Origin of the sequence: Comamonas testosteroni, from assembly GCF_000761245.1 — a bacterium.
GTDB classification, from domain to species: domain Bacteria; phylum Pseudomonadota; class Gammaproteobacteria; order Burkholderiales; family Burkholderiaceae_C; genus Comamonas; species Comamonas testosteroni_C.
Genome location: NZ_AWOR01000049.1, coordinates 15,426 through 41,829, shown reverse-complemented (window position 1 = coordinate 41,829; position 26,404 = coordinate 15,426). Strand labels below are relative to the sequence as shown.

22 protein-coding genes and 4 pseudogenes are annotated in these 26,404 nt (G+C 60.7%); 11 read left to right on the top strand and 15 right to left on the bottom strand.

Features of this window, described 5'->3' with window-relative positions; all coding sequences use genetic code 11:
* Positions 1–2 precede the first annotated feature (2 nt).
* The 9 genes from P353_RS14620 to P353_RS14575 all read right to left on the bottom strand — a co-directional run bounded on the left by P353_RS14620 (position 3) and on the right by P353_RS14575 (position 12,099).
* On the bottom strand, positions 3–1,142 hold the full coding sequence (locus P353_RS14620) for a porin (RefSeq protein ID WP_034370714.1): 1,140 nt from the start codon (positions 1,140–1,142) through the stop codon (positions 3–5).
* A 245-nt stretch (positions 1,143–1,387) separates the two neighbouring features.
* Positions 1,388–2,374, bottom strand: a complete 987-nt coding sequence (locus tag P353_RS14615) for a Bug family tripartite tricarboxylate transporter substrate binding protein (protein WP_034370711.1) — start codon at positions 2,372–2,374, stop codon at positions 1,388–1,390.
* 186 nt (positions 2,375–2,560) lie between these two features.
* The gene (locus P353_RS14610) at positions 2,561–2,998 is read right to left on the bottom strand and encodes an aconitase X swivel domain-containing protein (RefSeq protein ID WP_232776525.1); all 438 of its coding nucleotides are present in this window, start codon (positions 2,996–2,998) and stop codon (positions 2,561–2,563) included.
* A gap of 14 nt (positions 2,999–3,012) precedes the next feature.
* Complete coding sequence (locus P353_RS14605; protein ID WP_034370705.1) at positions 3,013–4,296, bottom strand: aconitase X; 1,284 nt, start codon at positions 4,294–4,296, stop codon at positions 3,013–3,015.
* A complete protein-coding gene (locus P353_RS14600) occupies positions 4,293–5,153 on the bottom strand; it encodes an IclR family transcriptional regulator (protein WP_034370701.1) in 861 nt (286 codons plus the stop codon). Before P353_RS14600 ends, P353_RS14605 begins: the two co-directional genes overlap by 4 nt.
* Positions 5,154–5,278: 125 nt before the next feature.
* Positions 5,279–6,730: an FAD-dependent oxidoreductase gene (locus P353_RS14595; RefSeq protein ID WP_034370698.1), complete on the bottom strand. Its 1,452-nt coding sequence runs from the start codon at positions 6,728–6,730 to the stop codon at positions 5,279–5,281.
* Between the two features lie 717 nt (positions 6,731–7,447).
* Positions 7,448–8,956 (bottom strand): hypothetical protein, encoded by a 1,509-nt coding sequence (locus tag P353_RS14585; protein ID WP_157839596.1) that lies wholly within the window; start codon positions 8,954–8,956, stop codon positions 7,448–7,450.
* Between the two features lie 146 nt (positions 8,957–9,102).
* A complete protein-coding gene (locus P353_RS14580) occupies positions 9,103–10,806 on the bottom strand; it encodes a methyl-accepting chemotaxis protein (protein WP_034370690.1) in 1,704 nt (567 codons plus the stop codon).
* Positions 10,807–11,355: 549 nt separating this feature from the next.
* On the bottom strand, positions 11,356–12,099 hold the full coding sequence (locus tag P353_RS14575; RefSeq protein WP_034370687.1) for an SDR family oxidoreductase: 744 nt from the start codon (positions 12,097–12,099) through the stop codon (positions 11,356–11,358).
* A 97-nt stretch (positions 12,100–12,196) separates the two neighbouring features.
* Between P353_RS14575 and P353_RS14570 the strand changes: the two genes are divergently transcribed.
* Positions 12,197–13,093, top strand: coding sequence for an AraC family transcriptional regulator (locus P353_RS14570; RefSeq protein ID WP_034370685.1), 897 nt, complete (start codon positions 12,197–12,199; stop codon positions 13,091–13,093).
* A gap of 10 nt (positions 13,094–13,103) precedes the next feature.
* Here the strand turns inward: P353_RS14570 and P353_RS28145 are convergent.
* Positions 13,104–13,421 (bottom strand): annotated as a pseudogene (locus P353_RS28145) (DUF3363 domain-containing protein); the annotation flags it as partial.
* Between the two features lie 135 nt (positions 13,422–13,556).
* Here P353_RS28145 and P353_RS29560 point away from each other — a divergent pair.
* Positions 13,557–13,673: pseudogene (locus tag P353_RS29560) on the top strand (IS5/IS1182 family transposase); the annotation flags it as partial.
* Between the two features lie 132 nt (positions 13,674–13,805).
* On the opposite strand, the gene P353_RS14560 reads toward P353_RS29560, so the two are convergent.
* The 4 genes from P353_RS14560 to P353_RS14545 form a co-directional block, all read right to left on the bottom strand.
* Positions 13,806–16,304: a TonB-dependent siderophore receptor gene (locus tag P353_RS14560; protein WP_080750545.1), complete on the bottom strand. Its 2,499-nt coding sequence runs from the start codon at positions 16,302–16,304 to the stop codon at positions 13,806–13,808.
* Positions 16,305–16,409: 105 nt separating this feature from the next.
* Positions 16,410–17,390 (bottom strand): FecR domain-containing protein, encoded by a 981-nt coding sequence (locus P353_RS14555; RefSeq protein ID WP_052084868.1) that lies wholly within the window; start codon positions 17,388–17,390, stop codon positions 16,410–16,412.
* Positions 17,387–17,914, bottom strand: a complete 528-nt coding sequence (locus P353_RS14550) for a sigma-70 family RNA polymerase sigma factor (protein WP_034370673.1) — start codon at positions 17,912–17,914, stop codon at positions 17,387–17,389. Before P353_RS14550 ends, P353_RS14555 begins: the two co-directional genes overlap by 4 nt.
* A gap of 492 nt (positions 17,915–18,406) precedes the next feature.
* Positions 18,407–19,291 carry a LysR family transcriptional regulator gene (locus P353_RS14545; RefSeq protein WP_034370670.1) on the bottom strand — a complete coding sequence of 295 codons (885 nt, stop codon included), beginning with the start codon at positions 19,289–19,291 and terminating at the stop codon, positions 18,407–18,409.
* Between the two features lie 182 nt (positions 19,292–19,473).
* Here P353_RS14545 and P353_RS14540 point away from each other — a divergent pair, with 182 nt between their 5' ends.
* From P353_RS14540 to dmpG, 8 genes are all read left to right on the top strand, one after another.
* Complete coding sequence (locus tag P353_RS14540; RefSeq protein WP_080750544.1) at positions 19,474–19,935, top strand: carboxymuconolactone decarboxylase family protein; 462 nt, start codon at positions 19,474–19,476, stop codon at positions 19,933–19,935.
* Entirely contained in the window at positions 19,932–20,837 is a 906-nt protein-coding gene (locus P353_RS14535; RefSeq protein WP_052084867.1) for an amidohydrolase family protein, read from the top strand. The genes P353_RS14540 and P353_RS14535 overlap by 4 nt, the downstream gene beginning before the upstream one ends.
* A gap of 70 nt (positions 20,838–20,907) precedes the next feature.
* Positions 20,908–21,879, top strand: a complete 972-nt coding sequence (locus P353_RS14530) for a Bug family tripartite tricarboxylate transporter substrate binding protein (RefSeq protein ID WP_034370667.1) — start codon at positions 20,908–20,910, stop codon at positions 21,877–21,879.
* Positions 21,880–21,918: 39 nt separating this feature from the next.
* Entirely contained in the window at positions 21,919–22,146 is a 228-nt protein-coding gene (locus P353_RS14525; protein ID WP_034370665.1) for a tautomerase family protein, read from the top strand.
* Complete coding sequence (gene mhpD, locus P353_RS14520; RefSeq protein ID WP_034370663.1) at positions 22,143–22,961, top strand: 2-keto-4-pentenoate hydratase; 819 nt, start codon at positions 22,143–22,145, stop codon at positions 22,959–22,961. Before P353_RS14525 ends, mhpD begins: the two co-directional genes overlap by 4 nt.
* Positions 22,958–23,722 (top strand): 2-keto-4-pentenoate hydratase, encoded by a 765-nt coding sequence (locus P353_RS14515; RefSeq protein ID WP_034370661.1) that lies wholly within the window; start codon positions 22,958–22,960, stop codon positions 23,720–23,722. The genes mhpD and P353_RS14515 overlap by 4 nt, the downstream gene beginning before the upstream one ends.
* 72 nt (positions 23,723–23,794) lie before the next feature.
* Positions 23,795–24,739, top strand: a complete 945-nt coding sequence (locus P353_RS14510) for an acetaldehyde dehydrogenase (acetylating) (protein ID WP_034370657.1) — start codon at positions 23,795–23,797, stop codon at positions 24,737–24,739.
* 14 nt (positions 24,740–24,753) lie between these two features.
* Positions 24,754–25,779, top strand: a complete 1,026-nt coding sequence (gene dmpG / locus P353_RS14505) for a 4-hydroxy-2-oxovalerate aldolase (RefSeq protein WP_034370654.1) — start codon at positions 24,754–24,756, stop codon at positions 25,777–25,779.
* Here the strand turns inward: dmpG and P353_RS29555 are convergent.
* Positions 25,742–26,100 (bottom strand): annotated as a pseudogene (locus P353_RS29555) (IS3 family transposase); the annotation flags it as partial. The gene dmpG and the pseudogene P353_RS29555 sit on opposite strands and share 38 nt — an antisense overlap.
* Before the next feature lie 3 nt (positions 26,101–26,103).
* Here P353_RS29555 and P353_RS14500 point away from each other — a divergent pair.
* Positions 26,104–26,334 (top strand): annotated as a pseudogene (locus tag P353_RS14500) (fumarylacetoacetate hydrolase family protein); the annotation flags it as partial.
* Between the last annotated feature and the right edge of the window lie 70 nt (positions 26,335–26,404).

Below are 26,404 nucleotides of genomic sequence, written 5' to 3'. Positions count from 1 at the left end.
GGTTAGAACATGTGGCGCAGGCCTATTTCAAGGCCTGAGGAGTTGCGGCCGGCCAACGGCGAACGACCGCCGCTGACGGCATAGCTTGCCTGCCCGCGGTTGCGGATATGAGCATAGGTGCCATACAGCGCCGTGCGCTTGGACAGATCGTGCACGTAACCGATACCAACTTGACGAGCATCGTTGGCGCTGCGGGCCGAACCATCCGTATTGAGCAAGCCGCCAGAGCTGCCGTCATTCAGCATGGCATAGCTCAGGCGCACCTTGCCCTGCGTGGAAACGGGGATGTGCGCGCCCAACTCATAGCTGCGCTTTCGAACCTTGCCGCCTGACAAATCCACGTCCACTTGGTTGTATAGGGCGAACAACTTGGCAACGCCGAGGTTGTAGCTGGCACCAATATTGGCATGGGTGTAGTCACCGATAGTTGCAGTACGCGCGTAGCGGGTGCGGCTGATGCCTGCGGCCACATCTAGCGCGCCCTGGGCATATCCCAGGCGGCCGCCAGCAAAGTTGCCGTCGTTCTTCTGTGGCGAACCGGAGCCGTTCTCACCAAAACCCACCATGGCCATGCCGTACCAACCGCCCAGATCCTTGGGTAGCCAGTAGCTGACGGCATTGCTCACCACGGTGGTGGTGTAGAGCGATCCGCTGCCCACCGCCGCGAAAGTCAGATTGCCGGCTCTGGCCACTCCATTCTGGTTGAAGGGGTCGAAATAGATATTGTTCCAGTGCGTAGGCGCGAAGTCATGCCCGAGTCTCACTTCGCCCATGGGACCGGCAAGGCTCACATAGGACTGGCGGTCGAAGGTCAGGCTGGTGGTCGACTGAGCGCCGCTGGCTTGGTTGTTGGTATTGCTGGCGCGGCCCGTGCCAGTATCAGGGTTGAGGCTGCCTTCGAGCACAAAGCCCGCACTCCAGCCGCTGCCCAGGTCCTCGCGCCCTCGAAAGCCCAGGCGGCTCGTGGCGTAGCCGCCGTTGGAGACACCAGTCACGCTGCCTACGCCGCCTGCACTGGTGCGCTGCAGCCCGACATCCATGATGCCATACAGTGTGACGCTGCTGCTTTGTGCCTCAGCCAGTTGCGGCAGTGCACCGGCGCAGGCCAGCGCACACGCCCATTTCCATGATCCGTTCTTCATATGTCTCCTCCAGGTTCCAAAAATCCGCCGTGATGGCTGGATGTGCCACGGGTGTGGCTGTTGCAGTCCCGCTGAAAGCCGGCAAGGGCCTGGCAACGGTCCTGATACGCTTGCAATGCCCCTACCCTCACGGCACACCAGGCCATGCGGCAGCCCGACCCGCTGCCTGAGGCGGGCCTGAGTAGTGCATGGCTTGAAATAGAGAGATTGCGCCCTGAGCAGAGCTTGGGGCTCAGGGGGGAAACCTACTGCTTGGGAATACCGGCTTGCTTGACGAGACTGCCCCAGCGCTCATAGCTGTCGCGTACCATGGAAGCAAGATGCTCAGGTGTAGAGCTTTCTGCGGTGTAGGCTCCGTTACGGTAGAACTCCTGCACCTTGCCGTCGGCAATGGCCTTGACGAGTGCGGAATTCAAAGCCTTGACAATTTCAGGAGGCAGCTTGGCGGGGCCGAACCAACCGAGCCAGCTGGTCAGATCCATGTTCTTGAGGCCTTGTTCGGCCAGGGTTGGCACGCCAGGGAGCAGCGCCGTGCGCTGCGGCGCCGCCACGCCAATGATGCGCACCTTGCCGGTGGCCGCGTTCTGCAATGCCGCTGGAGCCGCATCGAAGGCCATCTGCACACGGCCGGTCATGAGATCTGCCGCCATGTCCGCACCGCCGCGGTAAGGAATGTGCACAAGGTCCAGGCCCTGCTGCTGGGCGAACACCTGACCAAACACATGGGCAGAAGTGCCCGTTCCGAATGACGCATAGCTGATTCCGCCCGGCTGGCTCTTGGCGTAGCGCACCAGCTCCTTGACGCTGTGCACGGGCAGAGTCGCGTTGACCACCAGCACCAGCGGCCCCGCTCCGCCCAGCGACAGCGGCGTGAAGTCCTTCTGCGGATCGTAGGTGGCAGCCTTCATGGTGTGCGGGTTCTGCGCGAACGTGGATGAGGCTGCGTAGAACAGGGTGTAGCCGTTGGGAGCGGCCTTGATCACCTCCTGTGCGGCCACCAGCGTTCCGGCACCTGGGCGGTTGTCGACAACCACGGTGGTACCGAGGATCTCTCCCAACTTCTGGGCCACCACTCGGGCCTGGCCATCAACGCCGCCGCCTGGAGAGAAAGGCACAACTACCCTTATAGGGCGCTGAGCTTCAGGGAAGGCAGGGGCTGCGGCCAGGCTGCCACAGCCTAAAGCCATGGTCAGGGCGGTCAGGGAAAAAGCGCGTCTGTTCCAGCGTGTCATTTTTGTCTCCTTGTCTTTGTTCTAGGGGCGGCATGGCTCGTCAAGATCGAGCGGCATGCATCATCCCTGCGTGTCGTGGCACGCATTCATCTGTGATGGATTGGAATCGGGGCCTGGCCGGTACAGCCTAATGACTGTCTTGCCCGCTCGCCCCGGTCGTCTGCGGCCCAGTGTCGGGCCTGGTGGCTACGGGACTGTCGGCTGCTCTTGCGCTCGCCTGAGCAACTGCACGATGCCCTTGTCCGCATCCACGCGAACCCAGTCACCAGTGCGCAGCACCGCCAGCGGATCGGCATCGAAGTCGGTCATTGCCGGCGCCCGTGTGACCACCGCCCCTAGAGCGATCTTGGTGCTCATCTCCGTGAACAGCATGGCGGCCGGAGCCACGCCCATGGAGCGCGTCAGGTGAAAGGCATTCGACCAGCCCGAAGAGCCCTTGGCGCCGGGAAACACCAACACCTTGCCCGCAAAGCTCTGCCCCCTCAGCGGGTGGCGGGTTTCCACGATGGTGCCGGTGCGTGAATCGATGCCGCCCCAACCTGAGATATGGGCCTCGGTGCACAGCACCTCGCCTTCCACGCAGCCGCCCACCACCTTGCGCCCGCGTAGGACCTGTTGATCCATGGTGTCCACCGTCGTCATGCGTAAGCCCCCTTCCACTGGCCCGTGCATGCGGCATCGATGCATTCGGCCGTTGTTCCAAACCATGCTTGCACGCCCAGGATGGCAGGCAGGTAATGCGCCTGCTTGGCCGAGTCCAGCGCCACGACCTTGGTGCCTTGAGGCGTGGCCCGGCTCATGGCTGAGCAACTGTCGGACATGAGCACGCCGCCCGCCTCCTCGATGATGCGGGTGTAGCCATTTTGGTCGGCCAGCGCCTTGATGGCCCTCGGCGTGAAGATCCACAATGCGCTGTTTTCATGCACCTTGCGCCCTTTCAGTAGCATGGCGGCTTCCCAGATCTGCTCTATCGTGTAGTGGGGACATCCCAGCATCACATAGTCCACATGGCTGTCGCGGGCCGTGTGATTGAGTTTTTCATAGGCCTGGCGGCGTTCTGCCTCGCCATAGCGCATCACATGTCGCGCCGACCTGCCTCCCAGAGCCTGCTCCAGCGTATTGGCCTCAGGCGTCGTGCCCACCAGGTGATACATCTCCACGCCTCCCGAAGAAGCTGCGGCAGCACCGAAATGCTTGAGCCGGGCCAGGTCGGGCGTTGACCTCAGGCCGCTGACCACGGGAACGCTTTCCTGCACCAACTCGCCGATGTGATAGCCCAGCAAGCCCCAGTCGGCAGTGGTTTCCACGGGCACCTCAAGCTGGATGTGGTGGGTGGCCAATCGATGCTGGTCAAGATGAAAGCCCCAGTAAGGGATTTTTCCGGTCAGCGAAGCAGCTCCAGTGCTTTCACGCCCTTCAGTGTTCGTGCGCGCGCCCAACACCGAGTTGCAATAGACGACCGCCGAGGACTCCATCCAGGCACAGTGCTCACCGCGCGTGGGAATGTTGCCGACCTGGTAGGGCGTGCAAGTGTTGAGCAGTTGTATGCCGTGCTCTGCCGTATAGCGCTCCCCCTGCTTGTAGAAGTGGACGATTTCCTCGCTCAGTCCCATGCGCTGTGGCTGTTGCGGATCGAAGCCCAGTTGCAGATGGCTAGTGAAGGCCTTGACGGGCGGAATGCTGACCACGTCGTCGCTGTCGAGGTTGAACTCGGAAAACACCGCATCCATCCCGCCTTTTTGCCGCGCATAGTCCCTCATAAAAGGCGTGGAGGCACTGACGGTGCCACAGACATTGCGTGTATCCACTAGGCGCTCCGCGCCCAGTGCTTCACCGTAGCGCACCAGCAAGTCCATGGCGCGCTGCACTGCTGCGCCTTCATGGCCGTCGTACATGGCCTTCTCTTGGTCGGTCAATCTCATGGGGTCCTTCTTTGTAATGATTGGGACAAGGGCAAACCGCCTCCTATGTCCTGGGCAATGCTGGCTGCCGTGGCCAGCAGCGGCTTTGCCACCTCGCCGTGCAGCTTCTCGGCATTGAAGGCAAAGGCCGGACCTCCGCAGTTCAATGCCATCACTTCCCCGTTCGGGCCCTGTATGGGCGTGGCCAGGGAGCCAATCTCACGGTGCCACTCGCCGAAAGAGCCCGCGTAGCCGCACCGGCCGGCTTCGGCCAGTGCGCTGTCCAACCCCGGCAGCAGGCGCGGCCATTCGGAACCGCGCGACAGATGCAGGGTCTCGATCAGCTGCGCACGCTCACGTTCATCGACGCCGGCCAGATAGGCTCGGCCCAGTGCCGAATTGGGCAGCGGCACCCGCGAACCCACATCCAGCGTGCTGGATATCATGGACATGCGCGGTCGGCTGACCTCGATGAGCACCATCTCCAGACCATCACGCACCGCCAGCAGCACGGTTCCTCCCGTAAGGTCTGCCAACGTCTGCATATGGGGCCGGGCACGCGCACGCACGTCCAGTCCCGAGAGAAAGGCCTGGGCCATTGAAACCACTCCAGCCGCCAGTTCAAAGCTCTCAGTGGCGGCGTTCTGACGCAGCAGTCCCAGCGAAACCAGTGTGGCTGCCAGGCGCGTGACCGTGGGCTTGGGTATGCCGGTGCGCTCCGACAACTCGGTGTTGCTGAGCACTCTGTCCGTACGGCTGAAGCAGCGCAGCACGGCAATTCCGCGCTCCAGGGCACTGACCGTATCGCCCTTGCTCAAGGCGGTCTGGCCCAGGTCGCCGGCATGCATGAAAGAGGAGGCTTTGGAAGGTCGGCTCATGTGTGCTCGTAGATAGTCAATTGAAGATGCACAGTGTGGCAGTTCCCGGCCCCGACGTAGCGAGGACCTGGCACTGCGGCTCTCCGCGATGGCGTCCAGTCCTTGCATGCCGAAGCCTGTCACATTCAGGCCAAGGCTGTGACGTCGGCTTGACCTACCAGCTCATGTGCGCCGGGTCTCAAGAACACGTTCTGGCGCAGCAGCGCTGTCTGCAGCTTCGCAATATCCACCTGACGCGGCTCGACCTGGGCGCTGACCGCCAATGCTGCAGCCGTTCCTGCAGCCTGCCCGGTCGTCCAGCATTGGGGAATTTCTCGCATGAAGCCGTGGGAGTTGGCATCGCAGGAAAGATGACGCCCAGCAACGAGCAAGCCATTGAGCGCCTGTGGTACCAGGGAGCCATACGGGATGGAGATGTTGGGAAACTTGGGCGAGACGGCCGGCGTGACACCCACCTCATCGGGCAGAGGCTGACCGGAATCCCATTGGCTGCGGAGCATCTTGCCGACCCCAACCAGACGCCGTGTATGCCTTACACCGATCTGAGGTGCGCTGGTCAGCATGTAGGCAAGTTCAAAGCCTGGCGCATTGTTGCGGAAGAACTCCAGATGCGCGGCCATGAGTCGATGTGAGCGAATCTCCACCTCAGTGAGGTCATCCACATTCAAGGCCGAGTAACCCGACTGTCTCGGCCCCATGAAGAGGGCCACATCGTTTCGCCATGAGACAAACGGGCGTTCAAACAAGCCCACGCTCTCCCTGCCCCGACGCATGAATTCCGTGAACTGTTCGGGCTGGCCCGCCTTGAACTCGATCCAACGCGTCATGTCCACACCGCCAAACAACCACGAGGTGTTCATGCAATGGTGCACATCGTTGGCTTCGATATCGGTTTCGAACTGCTGGCCCGCACGGGCGAACACATCCCCATCTCCCGTGCAGTCGACAACCACCCGGGCGCGTATCGCCATGCGCCCTTCCTTGCTCTCGAAGACCATTCCACGCACTGCTCCGTCCTGAACAATGGGCACCGAACCCCAGCCGTGGAACAACAGGCGCACCTTGCTCTCCAGCACCATTTCTTGGCATGCCAGCTTCAGCCGCTCTGGGTCGATGGTGGGAGACCAAGTGACGATTCCGTGATAGGCGGCCGTCCGCTGGGCCCAATAAGCAGCCCGGGTGGGATCCTGGATGCCCCACTCTTCCGGCATTGGTCCGGCGATGGCATCAGATGGCAGACGCCCCAGAACATCCTCCGCAAAGCCGCGGATGGTTGGAACCCCTGCCCAATCAGTCATGCGATCTATCCAGATCACGAGTCCGCCCGTGGACAAGCCTCCCAGATGGTTGTAGCGCTCCAGCAGCGTGACGCGTGCGCCCTGACGCGCAGCGGATACGGCCGCTGCCGTTCCTGCAGGACCTCCTCCGACGACCAGTACATCGCAATCGTGGTGTACCGGAATGCTTCTGCCTGGCTCTTCGTAGCACTGGGCAGACCGCTGCCCCACATAGCTGCGCTCGCTTTCAAAGATGTCCGAGGAAAGAATACGCTCATCCGAGCGCTCAATGGTCTTCATATGCTGTGTCCCTTGTTGATTTGATTATTTTGAAATTGAATTTCAAAATAATCAATACACATTTGCATGACCAAGGGTTTGCACGGAAGGCCGGACCGTCAAGGCTTTGTTGCTATCTGCGACAGGCACGAAGGCCTTTTCAAGCCCGAAGGAGCTGAGCTTCCTCAGGTATGACGCTCGCTAGACTCGAGATGAGCAAGGCTCCACTGAATCGACCCGGGCGATCCGACAGCCACAAAGCCAAGGCAGCGTTTCCTCACAAGACCAGAAAAGGAACCCAGTGCCAGAATTTGATCGCAGACTTTCCAGATGCAGCTGCCTACATGGCGACGCTGAGGTCACTTGATGATGAGGATTACACGAACGTACGTCCGACTACCGGAACCGTAGCAGCCATGCACTTGGCCCTCGAATCGAGCTCAAGCAGGTCGAGGCAATCACCCGGAAGGTTGCACCTGCAACGCAACTGATTAAGAACAGTCAAGGTACGTTGGATGAGGTCGAAGTGCAGGGCCAAATGCGGGTGTCATATGGGTTTGGCGGGATTTCCCCACTCAGCTCCGAGGATGCTCGCTTGGCAAACATGGGCGAGTTCATGAAGGCGCTGCGGTGCTACGAGCTCTATCGCCGGCTATTGGTTTCTGCTGGAATTGAGAGCTTCAACGATGGCCAAGGTGAGTAGCCTAGACTGCTCTCGGTAGAGCAGAAATCCTAGAGCTATCTTTGAGTGGTTTTGGGCTTTTTGGATGCCTCAGATTTAGGAACATCTGCTTTGGTGGCTGCTCCGCATTGCGTCAGTAGCCATTGCCGTTGAGCATCGGTCTCTGCTGCAGCACTTCTATTGAGGTAACTGACAAGGGGCCTGGGATTGGAGTTCTTGCTGTTGTCTTGGGCAGAGGTTGCACCGGTTTTTTTATTTGGATCGGGTTTGAACGAAGTGATGGATGGCCAGGACTTCACTTCAGACTTAGCTACCTGAATACGTGGGTAGTACAGGTCTCTCTTGCTACCACCGCCTGGTGCCTTTTTATCGATCTCGAAAGGCTGAATAGGCCAATTCCCATCATCCCCAAATGACGCTAGCTCAAATACCATCGGAGCGCCAATGCGGGACTTCAGAACCACCGGACACACCCATCCCAACTTCTCATCGGCACTCATTTGACACACCTTCTGCCCACGTGCAGCTTTGTTGAACGTGTCACACCCCTCGGCCGTCACCACCACGCCGACAGGAATTTCTCCAAGTCCCAAGTTGCGCACCACCGAAACTGGAATGGCAAACCAGGAGGCAGTGAGTATTGTCAGAATCAGAACAGCTGCACCGCCTAGCGCAATACACGCGAGCACCAGCATTTTTTTAACAACCTTTACGAGCAGTATGTTCAAGAGAATGCTGGCTATACCCCACATAGCTAATGCACCACCCTCTCTCACGCCCGCGCTACCCTGTCGCGCCCAGGAGTCATAGGTTATGAATGCTGTAAAGGCCGACGACACAAACCACATGAAGCAGCACATGAGGTATACAAGATAGTCTCCACCCAATGAGAGGATCTGGGTCCGGGTTGTGGAATTGCTGCTTTCTGTTGAAGCAACGTTTGACGCTGTGTCTGGCACGGAGTTTTCGGAGACAACACTTACCTGCGGGACACTTCGCGTTGTCAGTAACAACTGAATCCAGCAAACATTTTTAGATGCCGGATCAGCCCGGAGCGCCCTGGTTTTTTGCTGCGCAAATGGAATCAACCAACTAAAGAAAGACGCAGGAAGAACTAAAAGCAATGCCAACCCCAGCCAAAAGGCAGGCTCAAAACCTTTGGTGTCAAAGCTCACATTGACCGCTGTACCAATGATGAAGACCCCTCCCGGCGCGGCGAGAAACCCTAGGCTCCACCCATTCGCCAGATTGGGCACATCTGGTGTCAGTGAGCGTGTCGCAAGTCCAGCAACAATCGTAGAGATACCCAACACTGTGACCACTAGTAAGCCGATCACCGCAACGGCTGCGAATGTGGCTGTCGCACCTGCTAGATCGAGATCCGGCATCGAACCAAGCTGAACAAAAAACGCTAACAAGATCAGCCCGCCATAGACCAATATGGCCAAGCTAAGAGCTTTGAACGGATGCCCTTTTAGCTGCTTCAGCCACCAGGCCTCGGATGGCTTTTCTGACTGAGTGGAAGGTGGATTATTTACGGAGGGCTCTGGTGCTTCTTCAGCCATGATTTTTATATCTTTTGGTCTTTATCAGATTGACGCAGCACCTGAATCACTGGTCATACGCCATTGAATCGTCTTCACAGCACTTAGCGGACAAACGTGAAGCCCAGGGCCGCTGCGACAAAGCCTTTATCTATTGGCGTACAGCCTCAAAAGGTGACCCAGCCATCTTCTGATTCTCGAGCCGCAGGTGCGGCGACGATGGCGTTGGTGCGTGATTGGAGAGCAGCTTTAGCAACGGCAGCTTGCGGCAACGCTACGGCAGGCGTAGACCGTGGCACATTGACCTGTGCCGCCACGCGTACAGGATGTCCTCCAGCAATGCGGAACACGCTCACGGCAGCAGTGAGCTCACTCGCCTGGGCTTTGAGCGAGCCAGTGGCTGCTGCGGCCTCTTCTACCAGCGCTGCATTCTGCTGGGTGGCCTGGTCCATCAGAGTGATGGCTTGGTGCACCTGATCGATACCGGTACTTTGTTCTGAAGTGGCTGCGGTGATTTCAGCCATGATGTCAGTCACACGTTTGACGCTCTCAACGATCTGGTCCATTGTGCGTCCTGCCTCGGCTACTTGACGGGATCCTTCTTCCACCTTGCTGACCGAGTCGTTGATCAACGTCTTGATGTCCTTAGCCGCTTCAGCGCTGCGTTGTGCCAAGTTGCGCACTTCGCTCGCAACGACAGCAAAGCCTCTGCCTTGCTCGCCTGCTCTGGCAGCCTCCACCGCAGCATTCAGGGCAAGGATATTGGTTTGGAAAGCAATTCCGTCAATCACGCTGATGATGTCGGCAATCTTGCGACTGGATGTATTGATCGTGTCCATGGTGCTCACCACCCCCGTCACCACACGGCCACCTTGTTGTGCCACCTGGGAGGCGGATGCCGCAAGCTGATTGGCTTGGCGCGCGTTATCGGCGTTTTGCCGCACGGTACTGCTCAACTCCTCCATTGCGGCGGCAGTTTGTTCAAGCGAGCTGGCCTGCTGTTCAGTGCGAGAGGACAAGTCCTGGTTGCCAGTGTCGATCTCGCTTGACGCAGTGGCGATGCCCTCAGCGCCGGATCGAACATCACTCACCACCCGGGCCAAGTTGTCATTCATGTGGCGTAGCGCTTCCAGCAATAGGCCGGTTTCATCGCGAGAGTTCACTGTGATCGAACTGGTAAGGTCGTTCGCCGCCACGGTCCGAGCCACCCGCACAGCCTCGGCCAGTGGATGTGTGATGCCTCGCGTGAGCCACCATGCACCGAGCGCACCCAATACGAGTGCACCAGCTAGTGCGGCGATGATAAGCAGGCGCGTGGACTGAAATTCTGCCTCGATAGCCTGTGCGGCACTATCAATACTGGCACGCTGCAAAGCCAACAAGCCCTGCACGCTATCGATATAGCGCTGCGCCGCAGGTTGATAGCTCTGAGTGAACCGCTGTTCGGCTTCGTCGGTGTTACCTGCGGCCTTGGCCTTGGAGACCGCATCACGCCCTGCCAAATAGTCAGTTCGCGCCTTCTGGATGGCGCTCCATAGCTCCTTTTCCTGCGGACTTTGCAGCAATGGCTCAATGGCTTTGAGCAACGAGGCAGACTCACGCGAAGAGGTCGCAGCGTCTTCAGCAAAGAAGGCTGGAAGCGAAGAGTCGCTGCTCTTGGCTATAGCGGTCGTGCGCAATACCCCAGAGCGAAGGTTACGAGACCAATCGCTGATCATGCGCTCCTTGGCTAGCGACTGCTCCGTGATGTCAGTTGTGCCTTGCACGACATGGTTCATGCTTATAAGGCTGAACACCCCCGTGATAAGCATGATCAGAAGCAGGATAGCGAAGCCGCCACCCAAGCGAGTGCCGATTTTGAGGTTGTTCATGGGAGTTCGTGAGAAGAATACGAGAGGCGCGAAGCTGGGGGCAATTTGCAAATAAATGTATCACGCACCGACCACCATCAGTCACATTTCGCGTTCTCATACGCGACACCCAACATGATCATTTGCATGAACTATCTCGCCATCAAGTCCTCGCGCTAAGCCGCCTACTTAGAGCCGCTAACACTACTTCCCTTTGAGACCGGCATGAAGCATTTATGCTTCATGCCCTCATGGCAAGACAACCCGTTAGCAAAGAGCTGTGGCGACAGCTGCAGCCCCTGATCGACGCGCTTGATGGCCTCGACGCGGCCACTGAACTCGTCCCACTGACTAATTGGTCCTAACCGGCACGAGCGCCACGCTGATACCCGTCGGGGGCGGTGCAGCGTTCTCTGCGGCGTGGCCGCTGCAGCCGGCCAATACGGCCAGGCTCAAGGCGAGCACGTTCGCACTGCCGAGGACCGATGTTGATCGCGAAAAGTTGCGGGAGCGGATTTGCATGATCATGAAAGATCCTCGTAAGTGGGCGAGTCGCGGCGGCGCTCGCCGTCAGGCTGCCCGCGCCAGCGCAATGGCGTCGGCACCTGCCGGGAATTGCAACCGACTTGAGGTGTCGTTAGCGGCATTCCAGATGCCTTCGGCGACATCCGACGCGACTGTTACCGCAGATTGCTGGCCAAATCCTGCAAATACTTCATGCGCGAAGGACTCGTAAGGCTTCGGGATCAGGCCCTGCATGCGCTGCTGGCCGTTGGCGGCGAAGCTCGTGGAGGGGCCGTAGCCCGGCTCGACCAGTTTGACCCGGACGCCCACCGCCTTGAGTTCATGCTCCAGCGATGCGGTGAAGCCTTCAATGGCGGTCTTGCTGGCCGTGTAGGCGGCCACCAGCGGGAACGGGGCCAGCGTCGCGCTGGACGTGACGTTGACGATCGTGCCGGCTCCGCGTTCGCGGAACTGCGGGATCACCGCCTGGCACATTGCCATGACGCCGAACGTGTTGGTCTCGAAGATCTCCCGCACCGTGGATATCGGGGTGACCTCGAATGCCCCGAACAGGCCGATGCCGGCGTTATTCACAAGCACATTGATGGGGCCAGCGGCCTCCAAGGCCCGGTCGATGCTCTCGGGCTGGGTGACATCGAGCGGCAGGATGCGCAGGTTGTTCGAGGCGGGAAGCAGGTCCGAGCGGGGCGTCCGCATGGTCGCGATGACATTCCAGCCGTTTGCCAGGAAGTGACGGGCGGTTTCCAGGCCATAGCCGGACGAACAGCCGGTGATCAGTACAGTCTTCATTTTGTGCTCCGAGGTGGTTGACTCAGACACAACGATAGAGAACTATTTAAGGATTAACGATACTATATAGTCCACTCTATTTTTGCGAGAGTCCAAAATGAGTGACCCTCTATCCGAAATCGTCCGACTGCTGCACCCGCAGGCCGTGTTCGCCAACGTGATCAGCGGCAAGGGCAATTGGGCTGTGCGCTACTCCGAGTTCGGCAAGCCCAGCTTCTGCATCATGCTGGAAGGCAGTTATCGGCTGGCCGTGGATGGACACGAGCCGACGATAATCAGCGCTGGCGACTTCGTGCTGCTCCCCACCACACCTAGCTTCACGATATCCAGCTTCGTTCCTGCGCCGCCGATCTACATGGACCCCAACAAAGTACCGGTGGGGCCGGAGTTGCGTTATGGCGAGCAGACCGGTAAACCCGACATGCGCTCGTTAGGAGGCTCGTTCGTGTTTGACTGCGCCGATCCGGGCTTGTTGGTGTCGCTGCTACCTAAAGTGGTGCATGTGCAAGGTTCGATGCGCCTATCGCAGCTTGTACAGATGATGGGCGAGGAATGTGCGGATGAAAAGCCGGGTAACGAGTTCATGCGCACCCGGCTGGCCGAAATGATGCTCGTCGAGGCCATGCGTTCAACTACCTCAGGAAGCGCACCGCCTGGCTTACTTCGTGGATTGGGCGATGAGCGATTGGCAGCCGCGTTGAAGCAGATGCATGCGAACCTTGACCGGCGTTGGTCGATTGCGCACCTTGCCAAGATCGCTGCGCTATCGCGATCTAGCTTTTTTGAACGCTTCACGCGGACGGTCGGGGTCGCGCCTATGGAATACCTTCTCTCGTGGCGAATGGAAATTGCGAAGGAACTCCTGCGTCGTGGTGAACTGTCCGTCTCGGAGATAGCTGAACACGTTGGCTACGGCTCAACCAGCGCGTTCAGCGTGGCCTTCACTAGGCACATTGGGAAGCCACCCAGCCACTATGCGCGTGTAGTGCAGTAACTCCCTCCGATCAAGGAATGGAAGGGCTGCGCGTTCGTCCAATCTCCCATGTCGCCCCGCCATCATGCATCATCGCGGCGAGCTGCTGTCGCAGCCGCTGCTCGATCACAGGTCGCCACGGCACGAGCGCAAAGCCCATGCCGTCGTCGAGCATGGCATAACGCCCGCTCGCCAGCATGACCGAGCGCCGGTAGATACCGGCCACGCGCTGCCCGTCTGTCACCGGGCGATGCTCCAGGCCGGTGTCGGCGGCAATGTCTTTCGCGGCCTGCATCAGTTCCCGGTTGCGCAGCGTGCCCAGCAGGTTCCGGGCGAGGATCACACGCTGCCGCGCCGAACAGACCGTCGGCCCGGCGCAGCACACTGACGCTGTCAAACTGCGCCATAGCAAGACGCTTCGCTTCCATACACCCGCTGAGATGTTCAGCGCATGTGTGGCATCGACCTGTTGAATCCACAATGATTTGCAGTGTTTGGGAAGCTGCGCAAAAGCTTTGAGAGACGGCTGGACATACATCTCGCATTACTCAAATTAACGACAGCAATCACCTGTGCACGCTTCGTTGACTGGTTGTACTAACCGCTCTCAACAGTGCGCCGGTGAAGTTGCCAGACAGTTACATAGGCTGCGAATGATAATCTTGCAAAGAAGAATCTCATATAAACCAATTTTCTCGGTTCATTCACAGGTTTGCTCACCCCTACCCGCCCTTCAGAAGCGGTAGTTTGCCGTCAGCAGAAAGTTGCGCGGTGCGCCAAAGTGGTTGTTGTCCTGGGTGCTTCCTGTCGCTTCGTAGTAATAGCGGTCCGCCACATTGTTGATGTTGAGACGGATGTCCAGTTGCGGGCTTACCTGATAGGACAACATCAGATCGACAATCGTGTAGCCACCTTGGCGCACGTTGTGCCAAGAGCTGGTTTCGCTTCGTGTGCGCAGTGAGCCGCCAATGCCCCATTTGCTCATGGCACCCGGCAGTTGGTAACTCGTGGTCAGCTTGAAGAGGTGGCGCGGCGTTTGCTGGTCATAGGGAGTACCTGCTTTTGCAACATCCGAATCCTTGACGTGCTTGGCTCGGTTGAAGGTATAACCCGTCATGATTTTCCAGCTCGGAGTGATGGCCCCCACCACTTCAAGCTCCAGGCCACGGCTGCGCACCTCGCCGGTCTGGGCATAACAGACCACGGCCTGGGTGCGGCATTCGTTGCCAGGCAGTTGCAGGGGCAGATTGGACTGGTTGATCTGGAAGACCGCGGCGCTTGCCTGCAGGCGGCCCCCCATGTACGAGCCCTTGATGCCGGCCTCCAGATTGCGGCCCACGACGGGGTCGAGCATCGCGCCGCTGGCTGCCTGGTAGTTCTGTGGCTGGAATACGCCGGCCCAGCTGCCATACAGCGAATGCATGGAATCGAGTTCGTAGACCAGGCCAAAGTAAGGCGTGACACGGTCGCTCACGCGATACAGGCTCTTTTCCGACCATTCGCCTGACACCGTGTGCATATCGTAGCGATAGGAATCTAAACGCGCGCCGATAATGGCCGACAGCGAATCCGCAAGACTCAGGCGCATGGTGCTGTACGCGCCCAGTTGCCGCTGGTGACCACGGCGGGACCAGGCCGACGAAAACGCCGGACGCGGCACGGCGCTTGAATCCCAGTTCATGGGGTCGACCACCGGCGCATAGTCCAAAGGCCAGCCACCGGGGCCGTCGTCATCGCTGTTCTGTCGCAGGCTGGCACCAAAGACCAGCTCATGCTTGCGGCCAAACGCCTGCAGCGGGCCTTTGGCAAAGGCATCCAGGCTGTATTGCGTGCGGTTGTAGGTATAGGCACCTGCGCCCTGGCCGAACAGATCGGAATCTTCCAGCGGATAAAGGTAGGTGCCCAGCATGTCCATCTTGGATTTCAGCACGCGGGCCGTAAGCTGGCTCCTCCAGCCGTTGTCGAACTCATGCTCCAGCTCCGCAAAGACGCTGGCGTTACGCTTGTTCCAATAGGCCCAGTCAGGTGTCATGCGGGTGGAGCGGTCGAACGGGTAGAAGCTGCCGTCACGCCGCGTGGGCAGGCCATTCCAGTCCGCGCCGGGATTGTCTTCCTTGTTGAAGTAGCCGCCCACACTAAGCAAGGTGCGCGGTGCAATATCGGCCTCAAGCGTGCCGTACACCAACTGGCGCTCGTGGCGATAGGCTTTCTTGAAGGTGTTCGTATCCTGCTGCGCCACCACCGCACGACCACGCAAGCTGCCTGCCTCGTTCAGCGGCCCGGCGGCATCCAGCTCGCCTCGGCGATTGCTCCAGGAGCCTAGACTGCCCGACAGCGAAACCTGGGGCACATCCGTGGGGCGCTTGCGCAGCAGGTTGATGGTGCCGGAGGGGTTACCCGTGCCCGTCATCAGCCCGGCTGAGCCACGCAGAATCTCGATGCGGTCATACATCGCCATGGATGCAGTGCCCTGGGTATCGGAGTCGAAGTCGATGGGCACGCCATCAGCCAGGAATGAATTGACCGCGAAGCCGCGCATATAGAACTGCGTGCGCTCGCCGCCGCCGAGCTTGCGCGTGCTCAAGCCGGTTGCGTCCAACGCTACCTCTTCCAGCGACTGAAAGCCGCGATCGTCCATTTGTGCACGCGTAACCACGCTCACCGATTGCGGCGTCTCCCGCTGGGTCAGCGTCAAGCGCGTGGCTGTGGTGCTGGGGCCGGTGGCCGTGTAAGAGCCTGTTCCTTCCGTGGTGCCCGGCCTCTCTTTTTGCGCAGTCACCCGCACCTCGCCCAATGCGCCTCCTTCGCCAGCGGCAGCACCCGGCACCACCACCGGCAAGACGCGCAAGGTGTAGATGCCGCCGCTGCCTGCGACCGCCTCCAGCCCCGTGCCAGACAGCAGGCGGGCAAAGCCGTCGCGCACGCCATGCCGGCCTTGCAGACCTGGCGATGTCTTGCCCTGCACTAGGCCTAGTGCAATGGTAATGCTGACGCCAGCTCGCGCAGCAAACTCGGACAGTGCCGCATCCAGCGCACCTGGAGCTAGCTGGTAGGTCTGCACGACTTCATGCGGGATGGCGCCTGTGGCCGGAGCAGTCTGTGCCTGGCTGGTGGCGGCCGCGCAGGCCGTGACCATCAGCGCACAGCACAGGGTCGTCGGCAGGCTGTGCCGCACGGGCGCCTGTAAGTCTGCAACGTCTGCGGCGGAAGGAGAAGGGGTCGGATGTTCCATGAAGAATCGGGCTCCTGAAGCGGTGTGATGCAAAGTTCTCCTAGGCTTCACACGCCAGAACCTCAAAAGGGACAGACCTGCAGAAAAATTCTGAACAGAACCGCATCAGCGCTGTGGAGATACCAGCGTGACCCAGTAACGCGTGCGATAAAGCACGCTCACCGGCAGCGCCCGCGGCAGACTGTCCAGGACCGCCGTGGTATCGCCCTGCAACTGAAAGACACCGGAGATGCGCAACTCTGCCACCGCAGGGTCGCAGCGCAGCACACCAGGGCGGTAGCGGCCCAGCTCCCGCGCAAATTCCTCTAGCCGCATGTTGCGTACATGCAGCACACCACGGGTCCAGCCGTCGGCATCCGACATGACCAGATCGACGTTGCCGACACCCCGGGCCGTCATCCGTGCCTGTTGGCCTGCCAGTAGCACCCGCATCCGATCCTGCGCTGCGTGGGGACTCAGTTCCACAGCGCCTTCCAGCACGGCCACACGCGTGAACTCTGCTTCCTTGCGCACCGTGAAACGCGTGCCCAGGGCACGCATCCGCCCTTGTTCCGTGGTCACGATAAAAGGGCGTGGTAGGGGCTGCATATCCGGTGCTGTCTGAATATGCATCGCGCCCTCCAGCAGGTGCACCAAGCGAACACCGCTATCAAACTTGATGTTCACAGAGCTTGCTGTATCCAGCTGCAGGCGGCTGCCATCGGCCAGCAACACCTCGCGGCGCTCGCCTGTCGCAGTGCGCTGGTCAGCCAACAACTCTTCACCGCCATGCCTCCATGCCAGCCAACCAGCAGGCGCGGCAACCAGTAGCACGGCCAGCATCTTGACGGCTTTGCGGCGCTGGTCTGGATCGCGGTTCAGCACCGGCAGGGCCAGCGCTGACGGTAGACAATGGAATGTCTGGCCCACGCGCTGTGCACGTTCCCATGCAGCAGCATGTGCGGGATGGGAGGCGTGCCACTGTTGCCAGCGCTGCCGCTCCTGCACGCTAGCAGCGCCGGTCTGTAGCAGGAAAAACCACTCGGCGGCCTGCAGCGCGACCTGCTCGCTGACGGCGGCATCTGCAGAAGATGACGACCTGCTCATGGTGCAAGCAAAATGCAGCGGGCCATGGCCTGGACCATATACCGCTTGACGGTGCGCTCGCTCAGATTCAGCCGCACGGCGATCTCGGCATAGCCCAGGCCCTCCAGTTGGGACAGCAAAAAAGCCGTGCGCACGGCGGGTTTGAGGCCGTCCAGCATCGCATCCACCTCCTGCAGGGCTTCCAGGATGATGGCTCGCTCCTCGGGCGACGGCGCCACCGGCTCGGGCATCAGGGCTAAGGCATCCAGATAGGCCTGCTCCAGCGCACGGCGACGATACAGGTTGGCTACCAGCCGCTTGGCAATCAAAGTCAGATAGGCACGCGGCTCACGCAACTGCCAGTCTTTCTGCTTAACGACCGAGGTGTCCGGCGCATCCAGCAACCGCACAAAAGTGTCCTGCGCCAGATCGGCTGCATCGCAGCCATTGCCTAGTTTGCGGCGCAGCCAGCCCTGCAGCCAACCATGGTGCTCAGTGTAGAGAGTCGCAATAGGGGCCTGGTCTGGGCTCTCAACAGAAGACATGAGGACATTTATAGACAGGGCTCGGCTGACTGCGGAATACCTGCACTTAAACAAGAATGATTCCCGTTCAATTGTACCTGCAGAATGTTCTTAGAGCGGCCAACACAACTTTGCTTTGCCTGCGTATGTCTCGTCAGCCATTTAGCAAAGAGTTGTGGAAACAACTCGAACCACTAGGACTTTTGGAATGTCGTCAACCTTTTGGTGGTAGGTGGCCAGTTACCGGTAAGCGGCCAGTTTCCAACAGTCGATGAGAAGTGCAGCGCAGGAACAGCGTATAGGCCATTTGGTTGCACAAGAAAAGCGCTCGAAGGTGCGCGTTCAAAGCAAGTACGCATACATACCTTTCAGCATGCCGAGCTCTAAGAAAAGACAATTGTCGAAAATTTCAATAATAGAAATGTATAAGTCAATCACCTCATCCTAGGGGCAGTCCAACCCTGTCCGACCGGATTGATGCGGCACCTTCTTCTAGTGCATTACCACGACACACTACGCCGCTGAAGCCCTCACATGGGCTAGAAATGCCCGCAGCAGAGCAGAGCGGTCATCACTGCGGTAAATGCACTGTAGTTCGACACTTTGCAGCCAGCGTGAGCGAAGAGGTCTAAAGACAACATTTGGAAGTCCAAGGTTGGCCGCCGGAGCAATGGTGATACATAGCCCAAAGCCTGCGGACACCAAAGCGATGCAAGTCAGCACATCCTCCACCTCTTGCACGACCTGTAGACGTCGCCCCTCGCGACGGAACGCGCCGTCAACCTCCTGGGCCAGGCCAGCAATCGGTAGATTGGGGTAAAGGATCATTGGCTGATCCTCCAAGTCGCGCAGCGTGATCTCCTCGCGTGCACACAACGGGTGGCTGTCATGCAGGCCCACTACCACGGGCTGCTGCAGCACGGTTTCCACGGTGATGCCCGGGGTCTCTGGCACCAGCCGGTTAAAGCCGATGGCAATGCGCCGCTCTAACAAGGCATCGATCTGCTGGACCTTGGACATAGTGTGCAGGCCGATGCGTACTTGCGGACGCTCGGCATGAAATCCCGCCAGAATGCGCGGAATCACGTCCAGCACGCTAGAGGTAAACAAGCCCACCTCCAGCCGCCCTTCCATCCCCTGGCCAGCCAGCCGCGTGCGCTCCTGCGCACGCTCGGCCAGCAGCAGCACATTGGGCACCTCCTCCAGCAAGGCTTGGCCTGCCTCGGTCAGCTCTACACCCTTGGGTGTGCGCAGAAAAAGCAGTGTGCCCAGTTGCTCTTCCAGAGCTCGGATCTGGCGCGTGAGCGGCGGCTGGGACATGTGAAGCCGCTCTGCCGCACGTCCGAAATGAAGTTCCTGGGCCAGGGCCAGGAAGTAGCGCATCTGTCTGAGGTCCATGGGCAAAGATACTAGCAGCCCGAACCAATCTTGATACCTAAAAGGTATTCAAATCGCCTTAAACAGTATTGGACACGTATCTCCATACCGACCATGATTCCTATCAAGCCGTTCACTGGGGAGCGGCAGGTTCCGGCACATGATCGGACCCTTTCCACACAAAAACAGAGACAAGGTTCACTATGACTTCTTCTTCCTCCGCCCAGGATTCCGCAGCCCTGCAAGCTGTGATCGGCACCTATCAGGAAGGCCAGGACAGCATCGAGCAGCGCGGCGAGGTCTATCGCGAGATGCTGGGCTTTGTGCCACCACGCATCCGTTCGCGCTTTCAAATCACCGGCGCGCTGGACCCGAAGATGCTGGACCTGCAGGAGCAGGCCCGTACCCATGCACTGCACCCCGACTGCTTTGATCAGAAGACCGTGCAATTGATGCTGTTCGGCATGCTGCTGATGGACCGCAACGATGCCGCCACCACCCACGGCATTGCCGCGCGCCGCTCCGGTGCTAGCTGGGACGAGCTGCAGGCCGTCATCAGCCTGTGCTTCCTGTTCCGTGGCCTGCCTGCGGCCAATCGAGGCGCCGACATTCTTGCCGATCTCGCCAAACGCGAATACCAGGCCGCGCAAGGAGAAGGCGCGTGAACATTGCCACCGCTACCGCCACAACAGAAGCGCCCTCCTGCGCCGGGCCGGACCGCACGCTGCGCAGCCCGCGCTTTGCCATGCCGCGCGGCGCGGTGGACACGCATGCCCATGTCTTCGGGCCGCGAGCCCGATTTGACTTCTCGCCCGAGCGCAGCTATACGCCCGAAGATTGCACGGTGGCGCAGTACAGCGCACTGCTGGCACAACTGGGCATAGACCGCTGTGTGATCGTGCAGGGTGGTGCACATGGCACGGACAACTGCGTCACTCTGGATGCAATTGCCGAGCTGGGCCCACGCGCCCGCGGCGTGGCGGTGATCCGCCCCGGCCTTGCCTCCTCTGAATTGCAGGCCCTGTACGACGGCGGCATGCGCGGCTGCCGCATTTCCAGTGTGGTGCGTGGCGGTGCACGCTTCGAGCATTTGGAAGCGCTGGATGCCGAGGTAGCCCCCTTGGGCTGGCATCTGCTGCTGCATTTGCACCAGTCACATGAGCTTGCGGACCTGCTGCCCCGCTTGCTGGCACTGGACTGCGATCTGGTCATCGACCATCTGGGCCATGTGCTGGGCAACGAAGGCTTGGACAGCCCCGGCTTTGCTGCCTTGCTGCGCCTGCTGGAGACCGGCCGGTGCTGGGTCAAGCTGGCCAGCCTGTACCGCTCGTCGCAGCAGCCCTATCCGCACGAGGACATGCTGCCCATGGTGCACGCCGTGGCACGCGCCTATCCTGACCGTCTGCTGTGGGGCAGCAACTGGCCCCACCCCATCTACCGCGGCCCCATGCCGCATGACGCCGACTTGGTGGACCTGATACCGCTGTGGGTACCCGACCCTGCTGTGCAGCAGCGGATGCTGGTCGACAACCCGGCGCATCTATACGGCTTCGGCCCGCTGAGCTGACGGACTCCCCCGCAGGGCAGTGCCGGAACCACTGCCCTGCTTCCGTTCCATAAAAAACCAAGGAGACATCATGTTCCACACCTCTTCCAAGCGCCGCGCCTTGCGGCTGCTGGTGGCTGCTGCATTGACCACAACGGTTTTTGCTGTGCAGGCCCAGCGCATAACCACCATCGTCGTGCCTTTCCCCCCGGGCGGCACGACCGACATCCTGGCGCGCGCCGTGGCCGAAAGCCTGGGTAATGCCCTGCAGCAGACCGTGGTGGTGGACAACCGCCCAGGCGCTGGCGGCAATCTGGGCGCCGAACTGGTGGCTCGAGCCAAGCCCGATGGTGCAACGCTGCTGGTGACCACGGCGGGTCCACTGAGCATCAACCAGCACCTGTATCCGCGCATGGGCTTCAACCCGCTCAAGGATCTAACGCCCATCAGCCAGCTGGCCTCCGTGCCCATCATGCTGGTGGCGCATCCGGGCCAGCCCTTCAAGACCGTGGCCGAGCTGATTGCCTATGCCAAGGCACATCCTGGCGAGCTTTCCTATGCATCGCAGGGCAACGGAACGACCAGTCACCTGACCATGGAGCTGTTCAAGAGCCAGGCGGGCCTGAACATTGCCCACATTCCCTATCGCGGCAGTGCGCCTGCAGCCAATGACCTGATGGCCGGAACGGTGCAGATCGCCTTTGACAACTCGCCCTCCACCCTGCCCTTTGTGCAAGCAGGCCGCATGCGCTCCCTGGGGGTTGCCAGCGCCCAGCGCGTGGCTGGCCTCAAGGACCAGCCTGCGATTGCAGAGACCCTGCCTAGCTTCGAGTCTGATGCCTGGTTCGCCCTGGTCGGCCCCGCAGGCATGGCTCCCGAGCTGCAGGCCAAGCTCAACACCGCCATCAACCAGGTGCTGACCAAGCCCGAGCTACAGCAGCGCTTTGCCGCCCAGGGCGTGCGCCTGACTGGCGGCACTCCCCAGGCGCTTGCCAGCTTCATCCGCGCTGAGAGCGACAAGTGGGCGCGCGTCATTCAGACCGCCAAGGTCAAGCTGGACTAAGCGCCACGATTTCTTTTCTCCCACAGGCTGAATTTCCAAATGCCCATCATTCAGATTAATTTGCTCGAAGGACGCGATGCCGCCCTGGTCAGCGAGTGCGCGCGCCAGGTGGCACAGACCGTGCACCACACGCTGGGCGCGCCACTGGACACCATACGCGTGCTGGTGCACGAAGTGCCGCGCACGCACTGGGCCATCGGCGCACAGACCCGCCAGGAGCTGGACGATACCCGCGCCGCCAATGCCTCGGCAGGAGGCCAGCCATGAGCACCGCACTGACCCGGGCGCAGCACGAAGCCGCGGCCAAGGCCCTGCGCGAAGCCACTGATTCCGGCAGCTTCATCGCCCCGCTGCGCGAGCAGTTCCCCGGCATGACAGCTGCAGACGCCTATGCCATTCAGGAGCTGAACACCACGCAGCGCCTGACCCAGGGCCGCCGCGTGGTGGGCCGCAAGATCGGTCTCACCTCGCTGGTCGTGCAGCAGCAGCTGGGCGTGAACCAGCCGGACTTTGGCGCTCTGTTTGACGACATGGCTTTCGGCGACGGTGAGTCCATCGCCATGGCCGGTCTGCATCAGCCCAAGATCGAAGCCGAGATCGCATTCGTCCTGGGCCGCGATCTGGACATGGAGCAGCCCACGCACCATGAGGTGCTGCAGGCCGTGGACCATGTACTGCCCGCGCTGGAGATCGTCGGCAGCCGTATCGCCGACTGGAACATTCGCTTTGTCGACACCGTAGCTGACAACGCTTCCGCCGGGGTCTATGTGCTGGGTGCCACGCCCCAGCTGCCGCACGGGCTGGATCTGCGGCTGGCCGGCATGAGCCTGTCACGCCGTGGCGAGCCCGTATCCACCGGCGCTGGCGCAGCCTGCCTGGGCCACCCGCTCAACGCTGTCACCTGGCTGGCCCGCACCATGGTCCGCCTGGACGCTCCGCTGCGTGCCGGTGATGTGATCCTGTCCGGCGCGCTGGGACCCATGGTCCCGGTTCAGGCTGGTGATGTCTTTGACTGTCGCATCCACGGTGTGGGCAGTGTGCGCGCTGTGTTCCAAGCCCCTGTCAACGGAGAAGCCGCATGAGCCCCCATGATTCCATTGTGACCCTGCTGGATGATGCAGCCCGCCTGGCACGCGCCGTTCCGCAGTTCGATACCGACAATTGCCTGAGCCTGCCAGAGGCCTACACCATCCAAAGCGCCTCCATCGCCCGCCGCGTCGCGCGTGGCGAGCGCCGTGTGGGCGTGAAGATGGGATTCACCAGCCGCGCCAAGATGGCGCAGATGGGCCTGTCCGATGTGATCTGGGGGCGGCTAACCGACGCCATGCAGATCGAGGAAGGCGCCAGCGTGCAGCGTTCGCGCTTCGTCCATCCCCGCGTAGAGCCCGAGCTGGCCTTTCTGCTCAAGAAGCCGCTGGCGGGCAATGTCACCACCGTCGAGGCACTGGCCGCCGTCGAAGCCATCGCGCCCGCACTGGAAATCATCGACTCGCGCTACCAGGACTTCAAGTTCACCCTGCCCGAAGTGATTGCCGACAACGCATCCTCCAGCGGTTTCGTGGTGGGCGGCTGGCACGACCCGCGCACCGACTTCCGAAACCTGGGCCTGGTGATGAGCATCGATGGCCGCCCCGTGCAGATCGGCTCCACCGCTGCGTTGCTGGGCGATCCGCTGCGCTCGCTGGTGGCCGCCGCACGCCTGTCCGCCGCTGCCGGCGAGCCGCTGCAGGCGGGCTGGACGGTGCTGGCTGGTGGCGCCACCCCCGCCGAATGGATACACCCCGGCCAGCATGTGGCCGTGGAAATGCAGGGCCTGGGCGGCGCAGCCTTCCACCTGAGCTGATTTTCAACTTTGCTTTGTTTGGATAGCAGCCCTCGCCTTTCAGGCAGAGGTCGCGAATTCCTGGAGCCTTCAATGACCCACAAGTACAAAGCTGCCATCATCGGCAGCGGCAACATCGGCACAGACCTCATGATCAAGATCATGCGCCACGGCCAGCACATCGAGATGGCTGCCATGGTCGGCATCGACCCCACCTCCGACGGCCTGGCGCGCGCAGCGCGACTGGGCGTGGCCACCACGCACGAAGGCGCCGAAGGTCTCACCCGCCTGCCCGTGTTCGAGGACATCGACTTCGTCTTCGATGCCACCAGCGCCGGTGCCCACGTCAAGAACGATGCCCTGCTGCGTCAGCACAAGCGCGGCATCCGCATGATCGATCTGACCCCGGCGGCCATCGGCCCTTACTGCATTCCCGTGGTCAACGGCAGCCAGCACCTCGATGCGGTGAACGTGAACATGGTCACCTGCGGCGGCCAGGCCACCATCCCCATGGTGGCCGCCGTCTCACGTGTGGCCAAGGTGCACTATGGCGAGATCGTCGCCAGCATCGCCAGCAAGAGCGCAGGCCCCGGCACCCGGGCCAATATCGACGAGTTCACCGAGACCACATCCAAGGCCATCGAGGTAGTGGGCGGCGCCACCAAGGGCAAGGCCATCATCATCATGAACCCTGCCGAGCCGCCGCTGATCATGCGTGACACGGTCTACACCCTGAGCGATCTGGCCGACGAGGCCGCCATTGCCGACTCCGTGGCCCGCATGGCCGCCGACGTGCAAAGCTATGTGCCGGGCTACCGCCTCAAACAGTCCGTGCAGTTCGACCGTGTGCAAGACCTGAACGTGCCGGGCGTGGGCCACATCTCCGGCCTCAAGACCACGGTGCTGCTGGAAGTCGAAGGCGCAGCCCACTACCTGCCCGCCTACGCAGGCAATCTCGACATCATGACCAGCGCAGGCCTACGCACAGCCGAGCAGATGGCCGCCCGCATGGCCGCAGCCCAGACCGTGACCGCTTGAAGAGAGAACAGACCATGAGCAAACTCTATATCTCCGATGTCACGCTGCGCGATGGCTGCCACGCCATCCGCCACCAGTACTCGATCGCCCAGGTCCGGCAGATCGCCAAGGCCCTGGACAACGCCAGGGTGGACTCCATTGAAGTCGCACACGGTGATGGCCTGCAAGGCTCCAGTTTCAACTATGGCTTTGGTGCCCACACCGACCTGGAATGGATAGAAGCTGTGGCCGATGTGGTACAGCATGCCCAGATCGCCACCTTGCTGCTGCCGGGCATCGGCACCGTGCATGACCTCAAGGCCGCCTACAGCGCCGGTGCCCGCATCGTGCGCGTAGCCACTCATTGCACCGAGGCGGACGTGTCTCGCCAACACATCGAGTACGCACGCCACCTGGGCATGGATACCGTGGGCTTTCTGATGATGAGCCATATGACCAGCCCGCACGCCCTTGCCCAGCAGGCCAAGCTCATGGAAAGCTACGGCGCCACTACCTGCTACGTGGTGGACTCGGGCGGTGCCATGAACATGAACGACGTCAAGGAGCGTGTCACGGCGTTGCGCGAGACGCTCCAGCCCGAAACCACCATCGGCATCCATGCCCACCACAATCTGAGCCTGGGGGTGGCCAACTCCATCGCTGCGGTGGAGGCCGGAGCCATTCGCATCGATGCCAGCCTGGCAGGCATGGGTGCGGGCGCAGGCAATGCGCCGCTGGAAGTGTTCATCGCAGCTGCAGAGCGCCTTGGCTGGTCGCATGGCACCAACCTGTACACGTTGATGGATGCGGCCGACGACATCGTGCGCCCACTACAGGACAGGCCGGTGCGGGTGGACCGCGAAACGCTGGCCCTGGGCTATGCAGGCGTGTACAGCTCTTTCCTGCGCCATTCGGAGGCAGCAGCGCAGAAGTACGGCCTCAAGGCGGTGGACATTCTGGTGGAGCTGGGCAAGCGCCGCATGGTGGGAGGCCAGGAGGACATGATTGTGGATGTGGCCCTGGATCTGCTAAAGCGTAAGTGCGGCGACGTCGTTGCTTGACATCCAAAAGCACAAGCACCGCAGTGTGCTTGTGCCGTTTCGACGAAGCTCCGAGCAGGAATGTCCAAATTCGGGGATTGAGCTCCCGAACCCAAGCGTGAAGTGAGACCCTCCCAGGATACCCAAGAGCCCTTATCGTGAAAGCCACGCAGCGCCAGTGCATCAGATGGCCCGAGCCTTTTGCTCAGCGGTGAACCTCGGCGGGCAAGCAACCGCTGTCTTCAAGACTCAATCCTGCTCGAACTCCCGGTGCCCGCTCTTGAGCGGATTCTTAGTGGGATAGCCCAATTGCAAAATGGTTGCCGCGACTCGCTTGCCTAGCTAGGAAACAGTCGCACTATGATTTTCAGTGTCGCTGAAATTGTCTCCTACTGCAGCCGCTACATGACCCTGGATGCAGGTGATGTGATCATTACAGGGACGCCGCCTGGGGTATCCATGGGAATGAAGCCAGAACCCCAATGGCTTAAGCCGGGTGACGAAGTCACTCTATCCATTGAGGGACTGGGAGTACAGCACCACGTAGTCATTCCGTATGAACATCAGCCAAGCTGATGCCGGCCTTGTATCGGATGCTGCACACCACACCACCGTACGGCAAGTGATGGGCCAAGCATGCAAACGC